The following is a 15,674-nucleotide window of genomic DNA, read 5'->3' as shown; positions in this document are numbered from 1 at the left end:
TCATACCACTATGATAAAAGTCTTAGCAAACAGATTCATAAACGACACAATACAGCCCAAATGACCGAACACCAAGTAACCGAGTTACGTGATTGGGGACTCCTTTTGGTAGAAGGCCCAGATGCTAGCTCCTTTTTACAAGGACAATTGACCAACTCCGTATTAGGAATGACTCGTACACCTCCCGCAGCGATTGCTCAGGATCATTCTGGTGTGCGTCTCTCGGGTTACTGCACCGCCAAGGGGCGTTTACTGGCGAGCGCTTGGATTTGTTTGTCAACGCATGCAGAGCAAGACCGTTTCGCCCTGTTTGTATCGCGCGACCTGGCCGCTACGTTTGCAAAACGCTTAGCCATGTTTGTGTTGCGCTCTAAAGCAAAGGTTGTAGATGTTAGTCATGAGTGGACAGTCTATGGCGTACTTGGTCCGGCAAATACATTACCTGCAAACTTACCGAGCGATGCGATTGCTCTCACCATGACCCATCCCTCAGGTACTAGTGATCAAAAACGTATTCTGTTTGCGACACAAACACCACTTCCATCACAAAGCGCATCTTCCGAACATCTTGATGCATGGAATGCTGCTGAGATAGCCAGTGCAATACCACGCATTGTTTTGGCGACCCAAGATCAGTTTGTACCGCAGATGATCAACCTAGAATCCATTGGTGGGGTCGACTTCAAAAAAGGGTGCTACCCCGGACAAGAGGTGGTGGCGCGCAGTCAATACCGTGGCGCTATTAAACGTCGCCTATATCTTGCCCAAGTTGAGACCGCTCTTGCGCTTGCAGGTCCTGCTACCGAAGTTGTTCATGAGGATGATCCAAACCAGCCAGCCGGTATGGTGGTCTTATCCGCCCAGCATCCTACCCAAACGGGGCTTGTGTCCCTGCAGATCGAGTGCAAGTCTGAGTTGGCCCAAAGCGGCAAATTACATCTCGGTAAGGCGGATGGCCCTGCATTGCTATTAGGAAATCTGCCATATTCCCTGATTGAAATTTAATCAGGCATATTATTGGTATGTGCCTCATTTTATTTGCCTGGAAATCTCACCCAAAGTACCCCTTGGTCGTTGCTGCCAATCGGGATGAGTTTTATGAACGCAATACTGCGGGTATTGGCTGGTGGCCAGAACATCCCCATATCCTAGCAGGACGTGATCAAGCCGATGTCATTGGCAGTCCTGGTACCTGGTTGGGTCTTACTAAAAATGGGCGCTTCTCTGCCCTCACCAATGTACGCTCACCCAGTGAGAAAAAACCGGATGCCCGGACTCGTGGTGAACTGCCACTCATGTACCTCTCAGGTGCCGATAAACCAGATCACTTTGTTGAAAAACATAGTAAGCGTTTTGATCAGTACAACGGCTTTAATCTCCTCATGGCAGATTTGAGTGACCCTAGCAATGCAGAAATGCATTGGGTTAGTAATCGGGTGGTCATGGGTAAATCGGTGCGACCTCGCAAAACATTCCCGACCCAATCACTCACTCCTGGTGTGTATGGACTTTCGAATGCAATGCTCGATACCCCATGGCCCAAGGTGAACCATCGTATCGCTGCGTTTGCCCAAACTCTTGCCATGGATACAGGCAATCTCAAGCACGCTGATCAATATCTGCATTTACTTGCAGACGATCATGAAGCACCAGATAGAGAACTCCCCAACACTGGTGTGAGCCTAGAGTGGGAGAAAGCTCTGTCGGCCGCCTTTATACGTACGCAACACTATGGCACACGATCAAGTACTGTCTTGCGCGTGCGCAATGATGGCAACTATGAGGTCGTTGAGCGTCGCTTTGATGCCAATGGTGTAATCGCACACGATGTGATTACCGGCAATTTAATTGGGTCAGCCTGGGCTAATTACTCGGTGTAAGCGCATGGCATTTCCGCTACAGGGTGAAGACACCTGTCAACATCTCCTGCCCACGCCATTGCCAAATCCTTATTGGGTTGGCTTTGAAAGCAATCTTGCCAAAGAACTTGGTATTACTGTAGACGCATCGGGCTTACCGCAAGACCCACGATGGTTAGAGGTCTTGAGCGGCATTGCTCTAGAGACCCATGAACATACCTTTGCCGATCCAATTGCCACGGTGTATAGCGGCCATCAATTTGGGATATGGGCAGGTCAATTAGGCGATGGGCGCGCCATTCTGCTGGGTGATCTACGAGGCTATGAGCTTCAGTTAAAAGGTTCTGGCATCACGCGCTATTCACGCATGGGCGATGGCCGTGCAGTTTTGCGTTCCTCGATTCGGGAGTTCTTGTGCAGTGAGGCGATGCATGCACTGGGGGTGCCTACTAGTCGCGCTCTAGCGGTCACCGGTTCTAAAAAATCTGTACTTCGTGAGAGTCTCGAGACCGCAGCGGTCTGTACGCGACTTGCCCCCAGTTTTATCCGAGTGGGTCACTTTGAACACTTCGCCGCTGCACGCTCTACTGAGCATCTCACCACCATGGCTGATTATTTACTTACGCATCACTATCCAGAATGTCAAGGTACAGATGACCCCTATCTTGCATTGTTTGCAGCGATCAGCGAACGTACTGCAAAACTAGTTGCTCACTGGCAAGCGATTGGCTTTTGCCATGGCGTATTAAATAGTGACAACATTAGTATCTTGGGTCTCACAATTGATTATGGCCCCTTTGGCTTTTTAGATCGTTTCCAAATGGACCACATCTGCAATCATAGTGACGGTCAAGGTCGGTATGCCTATCAACGTCAACCACAGATCATGCACTGGAATATGGCCTGCTTAGCTGGGGCAATGCTTCCTTTAATCGAGACTCGCTACGGTAGCGAGCTTGCGCAAGAGCACTTACAAAAAACCTTAGAGGAGTTTCCAGAGATCTATCGTGCCGCTTGGTTAAAACACTTTAGAACGAAGCTTGGTTTATTGACCCCTAATCCTGACGATACATCTTTAGTGGAGTCACTCTTGCAGTTGATGCATCACAATCGCGTCGACTTTACTAATACCTTTAGAGCGCTCTCGCATTTTGATGCAAGCCATGATGCTCGATCCAACCCCTTACGCGATCAGTTCTTAAATCGGGACGCTTTTGATACCTGGATGCAATCCTATGTCGCTCGCCTCAAGGAAGAGAAGTGTTCCCATGCAGAACGTCAGTCTCACATGCTAGCCACAAATCCTAAGTTTGTATTGCGTAATTATTTAGCCCAGATAGCAATTGAGAAAGCCCAAAACGATGATTTCTCGGAAGTGAAGCGCTTGCTAGCAGTCCTTCAAGACCCGTTTTCCGAACAGCCCGGTCTCGAAGAATACGCCGCCCCTCCCCCTGCCGCACTAGAGCATATTGAGGTCAGCTGTTCTTCTTAATCCTTCTTTACAATCACCATCATGACTAAATCAGACGACCAATACCGTCAAGAACTCAGCGAGATCGAATACCGGGTTACGCGCCATGCCGCCACCGAGCCACCGTTTACAGGTCGCTACTGGGATCATTGGGACGAAGGTCGCTATCACTGTGTGTGCTGCGGTACGCCGCTGTTTATCTCGGCGACTAAGTTTGATGCTGGTTGTGGCTGGCCAAGTTATCACACACCATTTAACACCGAGGTCATTAGCGAGCATCGTGATACAACGCATGGCATGATTCGCACGGAAGTGAAATGCTCTAAGTGCGATGCGCATTTGGGTCATGTTTTTGAAGATGGCCCCATGCCCAGTGGACTGCGCTATTGCATTAACTCCGCCTCCTTACGTTTTGAGCCAAGCAATAATGCCAAATCGGGTCACTCATCATGATGAAATTTCTGTTTGATCTATTCCCGGTCATTCTCTTTTTTGTAGCATTCAAGTTAGCAGATATTTATGTTGCTACCTTGGTGGCAATTGCTGCCACGATTGCACAGATCGTTTGGCTCATTGCACGCCGTAAGAAGGTGGAAGGCATGCAATGGGCCAGCTTAATCTTGATCGTGTTCTTTGGTGGCTTAACCATTCTCCTGAAAGACAAAACCTTTATTCAGTGGAAGCCTACGGTCTTGTATTGGCTATTTGCTGCGGTCCTGTTCATTAGTGCGCAGTTCTTCAAGAAGAATTGGATTGAGAGCCTCATGGGTAAGCAAATAACGCTCAAGCCCGATAGTCCTAAATCACTTTGGCTCAAACTCAATCATGCTTGGGCACTCTTCTTCTTTTTCATGGGTGTACTTAACATCTATGTTGCCTATACTTTCTCTGAAGATATTTGGGTGAACTTCAAACTATTTGGTGGCATTGGTTTGCTGATTGCCTTTGTGATTGCCCAAGGCCTATGGTTAAGTCGTCATATGGAAGCAGAGCAATCATGAGCAAGAATCAAGAACGTATTGTTTTATTTGAGGCCGCTCTGCAGCAGCAACTGCAACCATCGCATCTTGCGATTGAGGATGAAAGTCATTTGCATGCAGGTCATGCTGGGGCAGCAAGTGGCGGCGGTCATTTTCGGATTACACTCACCGCACCTGCATTTGCTGGACTCAATCGAGTTGCCCGTCACCGCTTGGTGTATGAGGCGCTGAACGCTTACATCCCCACAGAAATCCACGCCCTCGCAATTCATGCTCTTGCACCAAATGAGTCATAATTCTGTTTTAGTCTTTTAATTCAATTCACTATCTCTCATGCTTAATTCCAAGAAAATCCTTGTAGCCCTCTCATTTGCCTTTGTTACCACTGCGGTCTCAGCTCAAAACGCCGCAATCGTCAATGGCAAGGCCATTCCAAAAGCACAGCTCGATCGCTTAATTAAGAACTCTGGTCAATCGGCTACGGATCCTAAGATACGTGAACAAGGTCGTGAGTTATTAATAACCCGTGAGCTTGTCATACAGGAGTCGGATAAGCGCGGCCTTACTCAGAAAGAGGAAGTGAAAGATCAAATGGAACAAGCTCGCTTAGGCGTCTTGGTCTCTGCTTTGTTTGATGATTACATTGATAAGGGTGGCATTACTGAGGATGATTACAAAGCAGCCTATGAATCAGTCAAGAGCCAATTTGGTGGTAAAGAATATAAAGTCCGCCATATCCTAGTTGAGAAAGAGTCTGAGGCCAAAGCTTTGATTGCTAAGATTAAGGCGGGTGCCAAGTTTGAAGATCTAGCCAAAGCGAACTCTAAAGATCCAGGCTCTGCTCCTAACGGTGGTGATCTGGATTGGGTTAGTGATAAGGCCTTGGTACCAGAGTTTTCTAAAGTCATGGTTACCTTGAAGAAAGGTCAAATGACCGATCAGCCCGTTAAGACTCAATTTGGTTGGCACATTATTAAGCTTGAGGACGTTCGGGATGTGAAAGTACCCACCATGGCTGAGATCAAAGATCAGCTTAAGCAAATGATGTTGCAAGACCAGGCCTGGCAAAAGGCAAAGTTTGCTGAGATGATGAAAAAGATGCGTGAGAAAGCGCGTATTGAGTAATATGATTTTGCACACCATGCTTCGGGTGGGCGATATTGCCCGATCCGTTGATTTTTATACACGCGTCTTAGGTATGAACCTATTGCGCACCACTAATCGTGAAGAGCAAAAATACTCTCTCGCATTTGTGGGCTTTGGTCGTGGCAACGAAGATGGTCAAGCAGAAATTGAGCTTACCTATAACTATGGGGTGAGTCAGTATGAGCATGGCGGTGCTTATGGTCATATTGCTCTTGCTGTGCCCGATGTGTATAAAGCCTGTGAGGATATTGCAGCAGCCGGTGGAAATATTACCCGCCCTGCTGGCCCTGTTCAGGGTGGCAAGACCTTAATTGCGTTTGTAACCGACCCTGACGGATACAAGATCGAACTGATCCAACATTAGTTCACGATGAGTCAAGTACCTGGACTCGAGATTCGGGTCATACGAAGTCTTAGTAGCATTGCACCATCTGACTGGCAGCGCGTTTTGCCTAAGGATGCCGGCCCCTTCTTGCACTATTCCTTTTTAAGCCTCTTGGAAGAAACGGGCTGCGTTTGTACAGAGACCGGTTGGGACCCTGCGCATCTAGCACTGTATGCCAAAGGGGATAATGAGCTATTGGGAGCAATGCCACTCTACTTAAAGACCCATTCTTATGGTGAATACGTATTTGATTGGTCTTGGGCAGAGGCTTATGCGCAACAAGGTCTCTCCTATTACCCCAAGGCCTTATCGGCCATACCCTTTACGCCGGCAACCGGCTCGCGTCTCTTAGCGCGTACTGCTAACCATCAAGCCGCCTTAGTAAGCGGTCTTGTACAGCTGCTCACGCAACTCAAGCTCTCCTCGGCACATGTACTCTTTCCTCAGACTGAAGATGCCCGTTTATTAACCGAAATCGGCTTTATGCGACGTGAGTCTGTGCAGTTCCATTGGCACAATCAGAACTATGCTGACTTCGATCAGTTCTTAGCCACGCTCACAATGAAGCGTCGTAAGAACATTAAGCGAGAGCGCAAACAGGTACACGATGCCGGGATTGCGTTTCGTCACATACCCGGCTCACAGGTAAGTGAGGACGAAGTACTCATGTTCTATCGCTGTTATGCCAATACCTACCAAACGCACTATTCCACCCCTTACTTAAACCAATTGTTCTTCCAAAAATGGGTTCAGGCTATGCCAGACTCATTGCACTTCATTATGGCGATCCGCGATGGGCAAACTATTGCGTCTGCATTATTAGTCATTGACCGAGATGGTCATAAGGCTTATGGGCGCTACTGGGGCTGTTTAGAACAGCATCCTTGTTTACATTTTGAGACCGCTTTTTATCAAGCGATTGAGTTCTGTATTAAAGAGCATATACAGCTACTAGAAGGTGGTGCTCAAGGGGAGCATAAGATGGCAAGAGGCTTTATGCCAAGCACTGTTAGCTCCTATCATTATCTGGTTGACCAACGCTTTGCCGATGCGGTCGGCAGGTTCTTAGAGCGGGAACGTATGGGAATTGGTCAATATCTGGATGAGCTGGCTGAGCATAGCCCCTTGCGCCAGAGCAGTCATGGCCTAGAGCTCGGTAAGAATAATGAGAATGCGCTAAAGTAGCTTATGTCTAATAATCACTCAAACCCTTCTGCTGGTGCCAACTCAATCCTCATTGGCGATGCAGACTCCGACTCTCCCTGCATTGGTATTTGCTCTACTCTCTTTGATGAGATCTGCAAGGGCTGTGGGCGCACTGCCCTAGAGGTCAGTAATTGGGTATTTATGAGTCTAGAGGAGAAGCAGGCGGTCTGGACTCGGATACAGGCAGAGGGTACAGCGATGCGCTTTACCCGCGAGCAAAAGACCTAACCTGTAAGCGCTTGACTACGTAAATACTCTTCGTAGGTTCCCGAGTAGTCATTAATCGTACCGTCGTTTTTAATCTCTAAGATACGATTTGCGAGTGCTGAAACAAACTCACGGTCGTGCGATACAAAGATTAGGGTTCCCTCAAACTTCTCTAAAGAAATCTGTAAGCTCTCAATCGATTCCATATCCATATGGTTGGTCGGTTCGTCCATGGCCAAGACATTATGTTTTTGGAGCATTAATTTGCCCCAGATCAGTCGACCCTTCTCGCCACCCGATACTACCTTGACCGATTTACCAATCTCATCGCCCGAGAACAATAAACGGCCCAAGATACCTCGCACTGCTTGATCATCATCGCCTGGCTTACGCCACTGGGTCATCCACTCAAACAAGGTCTCTTCTTTAGGAAAACACTCGCTCGTATCTTGTGGCATCACACCCACATTGGCGTTCTCTGCCCACTTCACATCACCGCTATCGGCTGGAATGCCATCAAAGCGTTTGCTTAGAATCGTTTTAAGCAAGGTGGTCTTACCCGCACCGTTTTGTCCAATGATGGCAACCTTCTCTCCCGGACGAATTGCTATCTTGAAATTCTTGAAGATCACGCGGTCAAATTTTTTGGTCAGTGCATTGCACTCCACCGCCATATTGTGTAATTTCTTTTCGGTTTCAAACCGAATAAATGGGTTCTGGCGCGATGAGGGTTTAATCTCAGCCACCTCAATTTTCTCGAGCTGACGTTGACGCGAGGTTGCTTGTCTCGCTTTGGATGCGTTGGCTGAGAAGCGACTTACGAAGGCTTGCAGTTCAGCAATCTTCTCTTTGGCTTTAGCATTCGATGCCAGTTGTTGGGCTCGTGCTTGGGTAGAAGCCAACATATAGGAGTCGTAATTACCTGGGTAGACCTTAAGGGTCCCAAAGTCCATATCAGCCATATGCGTACACACCTCGTTTAAGAAGTGACGATCATGAGAAATAATGATCATGGTGCTGTTACGCTGATTCAGAACATCTTCTAACCAGTGGATGGAGTGGATATCTAAGTTATTGGTAGGCTCATCAAGCAGCAAAACATCAGGATCTGAGAACAGGGCCTGCGCCAACAGAACCCTCAGTTTCCAGCCCGGAGCAATATTACTCATCGGGCCATTGTGTTCCTCTAACGGAATCCCAATACCCAGTAATAACTCACCGGCTTTTGCTTCTGCTGTGTAACCACCATACTCCGCATATTTAGCTTCGAGCTCGGCAGCACGCATATAGTCTTCGTCGTTTGCATCAGGGTTCGCATAAATTGCATCACGCTCAGCGGCAGCTTGCCACATCTCTGCATGCCCCATCATCACCACATCCAGCACCCGCACATCTTCATACGCAAATTGATCTTGGCGCAATTTACCCAAACGAATATTAGGCTCTAGGCTGACATTTCCCGCAGAGGGCTCTAACTCGCCACCTAAGATTTTCATGAAAGTAGATTTACCACAGCCATTGGCGCCAATCAGGCCGTAGCGATTGCCTCCACCAAATTTGACGGAGATGTTCTCAAACAGGGGCTTTGCCCCAAACTGCATAGTGATATTGGATGCGTTTAACACAACGGCTTTCTATAACAAAAGATGAATCGGGAATGCCGGGTGGCAAAGTTCACTATTTTAACGGGCTTCTGAAACGAGGGATGCTAGTAGGCTGCGGCTAGACCATCACGCCGGCTATCGCTGGCTGCGACATAGCCGTCGGCTATCTGGTCGCTAAGGCGCCAGATAAACTGGCCTGAGCCAAAGTCCATATAGGGATCTTCTACCTTTTTTAGGATATGCCCCTTTTCTACTAGGCCCTGGACGGTCTCTGGGTTCATATTGGCCTCAACATCTAGGCTAAAGTCGCGATTTACTTTCCAGCGAGGTGCATCACAAGCTGCCTGAGGCTGCTGTTTATAGACCAACATTCTGAGTAGGGTTTGCAGATGGCCTTGCGGTTGCATATCGCCGCCCATCACTCCAAAGCTCATTTGAGGAACTGTTTTGCCGTTCACCTCTTTGGTCAAGAAGGCCGGAATAATCGTATGGAAGGGTCGCTTATTACCAGCCACCACATTCGGAGAATTTGGATCGGACGAGAACCCATAACCGCGGTTCTGAAAACTAATTCCCCAATTGGGCTCCACTACTCCAGAGCCAAAGCCCATGTAATTACTCTGAATGAATGAGATCATTCGGCCTTCCTCATCGGCTGCGCTGAGATAAATGGTGCCGCCGGTATTGGGCATCCCAAAGGAGAACTGGGTTGCTTTCTGTTGATCAATTAATTGGGCTCTTTTGGCTAAGTAATCCGTGTTGAGCATTTGCGCAGGACTAACTTCCATCGAACGTGGGTCAGCCACGTAGCGATAGACGTCTGCAAAGGCAAGTTTCATGGCTTCAATTTGCAGATGCTGGCTCTCAACACCATCCACAGGATATTTAGCCAAATCCAGTTGCTCTAGGATACCCATGGCGATTAAGGCACCGATACCTTGACCACTTGGAGGAATTTCGTGCACATCATAGCCCTGCACTTTAGTTGAGATGGTACCGACCCAATCAGGTTTGTAATTAGCTAAATCGCTGGCAGTCATCGCCGCACCATGTTCTTTTGCAAATGCAGTAATGGTTCGTGCAATGTCGCCCTCATAAAAATCTCGCAGGCCTACTTGCGCTAATCGTTTGAGAGCTTTTGCTGCCTGTGGAAAATAAAACATCTCACCGGTTGCAGGTGCCCTACCCTTGGGCATAAAGGCTTGTGCAAAACCGGGTTGTGAGGCTAACTCGCCGGTAGCCGCTGCCCATTTGTGGGCAACAATTGGGGCTAGGGCGTGCCCTCTCTCTGCAATCTCAATCGCGGGTTGGAGTAGATCCGCAATGGGTAATGAGCCAAAGCGCTCATGCAAGGTTTGCCAACCAGCTAATGCACCTGGCACCGTTACGCTATCCCAGCCCCGCATAGGACGTTTTGCGAGACCATTACTCTCCCTGCCATACTTGGCGGCAAAGTAATCGAGGCTCCATGCTGCGGGTGAGACTCCTGAGGAGTTCAGTCCATGTAATTGCGTACCATCCCACACGATTGCAAAGCAATCACTTCCAAGACCATTGGATACGGGCTCCACAATCATTAGGGCTGCAGCGGCAGCAATCGCCGCATCAATCGCATTACCACCCTGATGCATAATCTTCAGACCCGCTTGGGCTGCATAAGGGTGCGAGGTTGAGACAATATTGCGCCCCATCACAGGCATGCGGATGGTGGGATAGGGATTATTCCAATTAAATGACATTGCTATTCCTTAAGAACGGGTTCGCGTCAATCGTTTCTGAATGACTGGAACTCGGATCACTAATAATAAGAAGATTATCCCAGCATAGATGTAGACCACCTCAAAATCATTCTTTCCGGCCTTATGCCACAGATAGTGCAAGACTCCTAGGATGGCAATTAGATAAATTAGGCGGTGCAATAAAGACCACTTACGCCCCAACCAACGCATAGCCATCTGATTTGAGCTCATAGCCAAGAGGCTCATACAGACAAAGCCCAAAAATCCCACAGTGATGAATGGACGCTCAATCACATCATCAATCATTGCCTTGGCATCAAGGTTGTGATCTAACCAATACCAAATGGTGAAGTGCAAAAATGCATAGAAGAAAGTAAAGAGCCCTAACATGCGTCGTAACTGTATCCACCCACTCCACCCCGACATCCAACGCATTGGGCTCATGCTTAAGGTGATGCACAAGAAGGTAATGGTCCAAGTGCCAGTCGATCGGGTAATGAACTCTACTGGGTTGGCTGTGAGATCACCAAGGTAACCCAAGACCAATAAACGCACTAGCGGTATTAGCGCCAGTGCAAAGACAAAATACTTGATGGAGGTAATACCTGGCATTGCCTAGTAAAACTTTTTTAGATCCATGCCGGCGTAGAGTTTTGCCACATACTCACCATAACCATTAAAGGGCTCGGTCTTAATCTTGGGCGCAAAGATGCCACGACCATCAATCCGGCGCTCGGTCGCTTGGCTCCAACGGGGGTGACTCACGCTTGGATTTACATTGGAGTAAAAACCATATTCGCGCGGTGCAGACATGCTCCAACTCGTGAGCGGTTGTTTTTCGGTAAAGCGGATTGTCACTAATGACTTGGCACTCTTAAAGCCATACTTCCAGGGCACCACTAAGCGCACTGGCGCACCATTCTGCTTGGGCAAAATCTCTCCGTATAAGCCTAAGGTTAAGAGTGTCAGAGGGTTCATAGCCTCATCCATGCGTAAGCCCTCTCGATAGGGCCAGTCCAATACGGGTCTACGTAAGCCCGGCATTTGTTTTGGATCAGCAAGAGTAATGAACTCCATGTATTTGGCAGAGCCCAAGGGTTCTACTTTATTAATCAGATGCGAGAGTGCATAGCCGTTCCAAGGAATCACCATTGACCAGCCTTCTACACAACGCATGCGATAGATGCGCTCCTCCATCGGAGCTAATTTGAGCAAGGCATCAATATCGAGAGTTAAGGGCTTTTTAACTAAGCCCTCAATGCTGATTGCCCAAGGTCGGGTTTGTAAACGCTCGGCGTATTTGGCGGGCTCATCCTTGTCCATACCAAACTCATAGAAGTTGTTATAGCTGGTTACTTCTTCATATGAGGTGGCAGTCTCTTTGGTGGAGTATTGTTCATTGAACTTAGCTGCTAACTTCTCTTTAGCAATTGGGGTTTTAGCGAACGCCTCACGCTCCAACCATGAGCCAAGACCCATCGCCATCGATCCCATCGCTGCGGTCTTTAGCCACTCACGGCGCTGTTCAAATACTCTGCGTGGGGTGACATCGCTACTTTGTATGCGTCTATCTTTAAATATCATCGATCAACCTTTAATTGAAATGGTGTGAAATTAGTATTGGTATCGTAATAATCTTCATTCTCTTTACGCTTCAGATAGCCAATAATCCAGTAGGTAAAGGGGGTTGCTAAAACCTCCCACGAGGTCTTCAATATATATTGCGCTATTGCTACCTGAATAATTTCAGCAGTCGGCCAGACAGCATAAAAGGCAATCATGTAGAACAGAGATGAGTCCACCAACTCTCCCGTTGCGGTTGAGCCAATGGTCCGAGCCCACAAATACTTGCCTTGGGTCCAGACCTTCATCTTGGCTAAGACATAGCTATTAACAAAGCTACCGCACCAAAAGGCAATCATCGATCCCAATGCAATCCGCCATGAGTTACCAAATACTGTTTCTAGGCCTTGCTGATAATTAGCCATGTATGACCCAGGCGCTACTGGTAAATGAATCACCACCTGTACCATGATGGCTGCAAAGCCTAAGGCTGCAAATCCAGCCCAAACGGTGCGCCGATCGTATGCATAACCATAGACCTCGGTGAGCACATCGCTAATGAGATAAGAGATCGGGAAAAATAAGATACCGGCCCCAAACACCACCAAGCCAAAATACGGCAGATCGAGGGTCGCAGCCTTACCCGCACCAATGAAGTTAGAGCATAGGATCACCGCCACAAATGCGGCCAAGATCAGGTCGTAATAGCGGTATTGCCGGCGCATAGTTAGCCAAGGGCCCTTGTGGTGACTGCTTTCCTGTTAAATCAGTGAATATTTCATAGAATAGCGGTATTCAGTCTTTTTATCCGAATTCATCTCAAATCCAGAAAAATAATGAGCAAACCAAGCTTTCACTGGGAAGATCCCCTTCTCCTCCAAGACCAACTAAGCACCGAAGAGCGCATGATCGCTGACGCCGCTAGAGAATATGCCCAGGGCAAGCTCGCACCGCGGGTCCAAGAAGCCTTTCGTGCGGAGAGTACCGATCCATCGATCTTCCGAGAAATGGGTGAGCTGGGGCTCCTGGGGATTACTATCCCCGAGCAATACGGCGGCGCTAATTTGAACTATGTCTCGTATGGCTTGATCGCGCGTGAAATTGAGCGAGTAGATTCGGGTTATCGCTCCATGATGAGTGTGCAATCTTCCTTGGTGATGGTGCCAATTAATGAGTTTGGTACTGAAGCCCAGAAACAAAAATACCTCCCCAAGTTAGCAACTGGTGAGTGGATTGGTTGCTTTGGCCTGACTGAACCCAACTTTGGCTCGGATGCGGGCGGCATGATTACACGTGCCAAGAAAGTTCCCGGGGGGTTCTCGCTAACGGGCTCCAAAATGTGGATTTCAAACTCACCGATTGCGGATGTCTTCGTGGTCTGGGCTAAAAATGATGCGGATCAAATTCGGGGCTTCATCCTAGAAAAAGGGATGAAAGGTTTAAGTGCTCCCAAAATTACGGGTAAGCAAGGATTACGCGCTTCTATTACCGGCGAGATTGTGATGGACGAGGTATTCGTTCCTGCAGAGAACGAGTTCCCCGAGGTCACTGGCCTAAAGGGTCCGTTCACTTGCCTTAACTCAGCCCGCTACGGTATCTCTTGGGGTGTACTAGGTTCGGCTGAGTTCTGTTGGCATACTGCGCGTCAGTACACCTTAGATCGCCATCAGTTTGGTCGCCCTCTTGCGGCCAATCAATTAATCCAAAAAAAATTAGCAGATATGCAAACCGATATCGCCATGGCTTTGCAAGGCGTTCTACGTTTAGGGCGTATGAAGGATGAAGGCACTGCTGCTCCCGAAGTCACATCGATCATGAAACGCAACTCCTGCGGCAAGTCACTCGAGATTGCACGGATGGCACGCGACATGTTGGGTGGTAACGGTATCTCAGATGAATATGGTGTGATTCGGCACATGCTTAATCTAGAAGTGGTCAACACCTATGAGGGCACGCATGATATCCATGCGTTGATCTTGGGTAGAGCCCAGACAGGTATACAGGCTTTTAGTTAAGCTTTAAGAGCTCGAGCGCGATTGCCTGATAGGCTTCTGGTTTGGCACTACTAATCACAAGCTTTTTTCCTGCTGTGTAGTTCGGGAAGTTTCTCTGGATCGAATCGGTATACGCAGGGTCATAGTGACGAACTAGCAGTTCATCCACCAGTATTTGAAACTTCTTCTCTTGCGATAGTGCTTGCCATTGACTAATTTGTTCTTTGCCATAACGCTGGGTTAATAAAGCCAGTAAGTTTTCGAGAGCCTGATTGTCTTCTAAGAAGTGTGCGTATTCTTCCATTAAGCAGTCAACCCGAACTCTGCGCTCAGCCTGAATCTCAAGGCACTCACTATTCCGAATCTGCTCCATCAATGCATCTGGTATGTGTAGGCCGCCTACTTTTTTACTCTCCGACTCTACATAGATCACTTTCTGAAGATCAAGATGACGTAAGGCATTCCATAAGCCAGTCTCAAATGCTTTTTGGCTTGGCTGCTCTTGATGAGGCAAGCCACCCAATACCGATCCGCGATGAGCAGCCAGTTCTTCTAAGTCTAATACTTGGGCATGAGATTTGAGTGCTTGCAAAAGTCTAGTCTTGCCACTACCAGTCATGCCACAGATCACCTTGAACTGAAGTTGAGCCGCCCATTGATCTAAATCGGTGATAACTTGACGCCGGAACTCCTGGTAACCACCGCGGAGCTGATGAGCCTTCCAGCCAATGCGTTGCAGAATATGAGTAAATGCGCCGCTGCGCTCTCCCCCTCGCCAGCAATAAACCAATGGGGTCCAATCACGCTCTTGATCAAGAAAATTGTCTTGCAAGTGGCCGGCAATGTTCTTGGCTACTAATGCAGCACCAATTTTCTTGGCAGCAAATGGGGATTCTTGTTTATAGATCGTGCCTACTTGCGCACGCTCTTCATTACTTAGTACAGGGCAGTTGATTGCGCCAGGAATGTGATCTAAGGCAAACTCTGCGGGTGAACGTACATCAATAATGCAATCAAAGCGGCTCAGGTCTTGATGTAAAGACCCCGGTTCAACAATCCAAGAGCTCAAGCTAAACCCAAATGTTTCTGAAAGGGCTCAGGCCATGGTGCAGGACGCTTGGTCTTGAAGTTAACCCATACCAATGTGGTGCCACCCGCAGCACAAAGCACATCAGGATTGCTAGCAAGAGACATCAGGTTATAGATATCAACACTCGTACGTCCCACTTTGCCAACATATGTTTTGATGATCAGATCGCCTGGGTACGATACCTGTGAATAGAAATTACAGAATGCATTAGCGATTAAGGCCCCGCCCTCAGCATGTTGAATACCAAATCCAAAGGACTCAATCCAATGAATACGCCCCTGCTCCATATACCGAAAGTACAGGGTGTTGTTAATGTGACCAAAGGCATCCATATCGCCCCAACGCAATGGGATGATGGCTTCGTGCACTAATTTTTTATCGTCTGGTATATCAATCCGCATACCACTAAGTTCCTTGGGTGCTAAAGATC

At 48.1% G+C, this 15,674-nt stretch carries 18 protein-coding genes; 11 read left to right on the top strand and 7 right to left on the bottom strand.

The genetic code is table 11. The features are described from left to right. Positions 1–60 precede the first annotated feature (60 nt). The 10 genes from NKE59_RS04400 to NKE59_RS04355 are packed head-to-tail and all read left to right on the top strand — an operon-like array spanning position 61 to position 7,275. Positions 61–1,005, top strand: coding sequence for a folate-binding protein (locus NKE59_RS04400; RefSeq protein WP_353439783.1), 945 nt, complete (start codon positions 61–63; stop codon positions 1,003–1,005). 17 nt (positions 1,006–1,022) lie between these two features. After that, positions 1,023–1,880, top strand: coding sequence for an NRDE family protein (locus tag NKE59_RS04395; RefSeq protein WP_353439782.1), 858 nt, complete (start codon positions 1,023–1,025; stop codon positions 1,878–1,880). 4 nt (positions 1,881–1,884) lie between these two features. Further along, entirely contained in the window at positions 1,885–3,351 is a 1,467-nt protein-coding gene (locus NKE59_RS04390) for a protein adenylyltransferase SelO (protein WP_353439781.1), read from the top strand. 21 nt (positions 3,352–3,372) lie between these two features. Next, positions 3,373–3,783 (top strand): peptide-methionine (R)-S-oxide reductase MsrB, encoded by a 411-nt coding sequence (gene msrB / locus NKE59_RS04385; RefSeq protein ID WP_353439779.1) that lies wholly within the window; start codon positions 3,373–3,375, stop codon positions 3,781–3,783. Then, entirely contained in the window at positions 3,783–4,331 is a 549-nt protein-coding gene (locus NKE59_RS04380; protein WP_353439911.1) for a septation protein A, read from the top strand. The genes msrB and NKE59_RS04380 overlap by 1 nt, the downstream gene beginning before the upstream one ends. Continuing rightward, positions 4,328–4,606: a BolA family protein gene (locus NKE59_RS04375; RefSeq protein WP_353439777.1), complete on the top strand. Its 279-nt coding sequence runs from the start codon at positions 4,328–4,330 to the stop codon at positions 4,604–4,606. The genes NKE59_RS04380 and NKE59_RS04375 overlap by 4 nt, the downstream gene beginning before the upstream one ends. A 37-nt stretch (positions 4,607–4,643) precedes the next feature. Continuing rightward, positions 4,644–5,435, top strand: a complete 792-nt coding sequence (locus NKE59_RS04370) for a peptidylprolyl isomerase (RefSeq protein ID WP_353439776.1) — start codon at positions 4,644–4,646, stop codon at positions 5,433–5,435. 1 nt (position 5,436) lies between these two features. Next, positions 5,437–5,820: a lactoylglutathione lyase gene (gene gloA, locus NKE59_RS04365; protein ID WP_353439909.1), complete on the top strand. Its 384-nt coding sequence runs from the start codon at positions 5,437–5,439 to the stop codon at positions 5,818–5,820. A gap of 6 nt (positions 5,821–5,826) precedes the next feature. Beyond that, positions 5,827–7,026: a GNAT family N-acetyltransferase gene (locus tag NKE59_RS04360; RefSeq protein WP_353439775.1), complete on the top strand. Its 1,200-nt coding sequence runs from the start codon at positions 5,827–5,829 to the stop codon at positions 7,024–7,026. Between the two features lie 3 nt (positions 7,027–7,029). Further along, complete coding sequence (locus NKE59_RS04355) at positions 7,030–7,275, top strand: DUF1289 domain-containing protein (RefSeq protein ID WP_353439774.1); 246 nt, start codon at positions 7,030–7,032, stop codon at positions 7,273–7,275. Here the strand turns inward: NKE59_RS04355 and NKE59_RS04350 are convergent. The 5 genes from NKE59_RS04350 to NKE59_RS04330 all read right to left on the bottom strand — a co-directional run bounded on the left by NKE59_RS04350 (position 7,272) and on the right by NKE59_RS04330 (position 12,885). Further along, on the bottom strand, positions 7,272–8,879 hold the full coding sequence (locus NKE59_RS04350; RefSeq protein WP_353439772.1) for an ABC-F family ATPase: 1,608 nt from the start codon (positions 8,877–8,879) through the stop codon (positions 7,272–7,274). The two genes, NKE59_RS04355 and NKE59_RS04350, sit on opposite strands and share 4 nt — an antisense overlap. An 83-nt stretch (positions 8,880–8,962) precedes the next feature. Next, a complete protein-coding gene (locus NKE59_RS04345; RefSeq protein ID WP_353439771.1) occupies positions 8,963–10,597 on the bottom strand; it encodes a gamma-glutamyltransferase family protein in 1,635 nt (544 codons plus the stop codon). A gap of 9 nt (positions 10,598–10,606) precedes the next feature. Next, positions 10,607–11,209 (bottom strand): protein-methionine-sulfoxide reductase heme-binding subunit MsrQ, encoded by a 603-nt coding sequence (locus NKE59_RS04340; protein WP_353439770.1) that lies wholly within the window; start codon positions 11,207–11,209, stop codon positions 10,607–10,609. Positions 11,210–11,212: 3 nt separating this feature from the next. Further along, positions 11,213–12,181 (bottom strand): protein-methionine-sulfoxide reductase catalytic subunit MsrP, encoded by a 969-nt coding sequence (gene msrP / locus NKE59_RS04335; RefSeq protein ID WP_353439769.1) that lies wholly within the window; start codon positions 12,179–12,181, stop codon positions 11,213–11,215. Further along, positions 12,178–12,885 (bottom strand): queuosine precursor transporter, encoded by a 708-nt coding sequence (locus NKE59_RS04330; RefSeq protein ID WP_353439768.1) that lies wholly within the window; start codon positions 12,883–12,885, stop codon positions 12,178–12,180. Before NKE59_RS04330 ends, msrP begins: the two co-directional genes overlap by 4 nt. Before the next feature lie 111 nt (positions 12,886–12,996). Between NKE59_RS04330 and NKE59_RS04325 the strand changes: the two genes are divergently transcribed. Next, on the top strand, positions 12,997–14,175 hold the full coding sequence (locus NKE59_RS04325) for an acyl-CoA dehydrogenase (protein WP_353439767.1): 1,179 nt from the start codon (positions 12,997–12,999) through the stop codon (positions 14,173–14,175). Here the strand turns inward: NKE59_RS04325 and mnmH are convergent. Together mnmH and NKE59_RS04315 are read right to left on the bottom strand one after the other, a co-directional pair. Further along, positions 14,168–15,223, bottom strand: a complete 1,056-nt coding sequence (gene mnmH / locus NKE59_RS04320; RefSeq protein WP_353439766.1) for a tRNA 2-selenouridine(34) synthase MnmH — start codon at positions 15,221–15,223, stop codon at positions 14,168–14,170. The genes NKE59_RS04325 and mnmH overlap by 8 nt on opposite strands. Beyond that, on the bottom strand, positions 15,220–15,645 hold the full coding sequence (locus tag NKE59_RS04315) for a thioesterase family protein (RefSeq protein ID WP_353439765.1): 426 nt from the start codon (positions 15,643–15,645) through the stop codon (positions 15,220–15,222). Before NKE59_RS04315 ends, mnmH begins: the two co-directional genes overlap by 4 nt. Between the last annotated feature and the right edge of the window lie 29 nt (positions 15,646–15,674).

The sequence above is a fragment of the Polynucleobacter sp. UK-FUSCHL-C3 genome (genome assembly GCF_040409815.1).
Taxonomy (GTDB): Bacteria; Pseudomonadota; Gammaproteobacteria; order Burkholderiales; family Burkholderiaceae; genus Polynucleobacter.
This window is presented reverse-complemented; position numbering and strand designations above follow the sequence as displayed.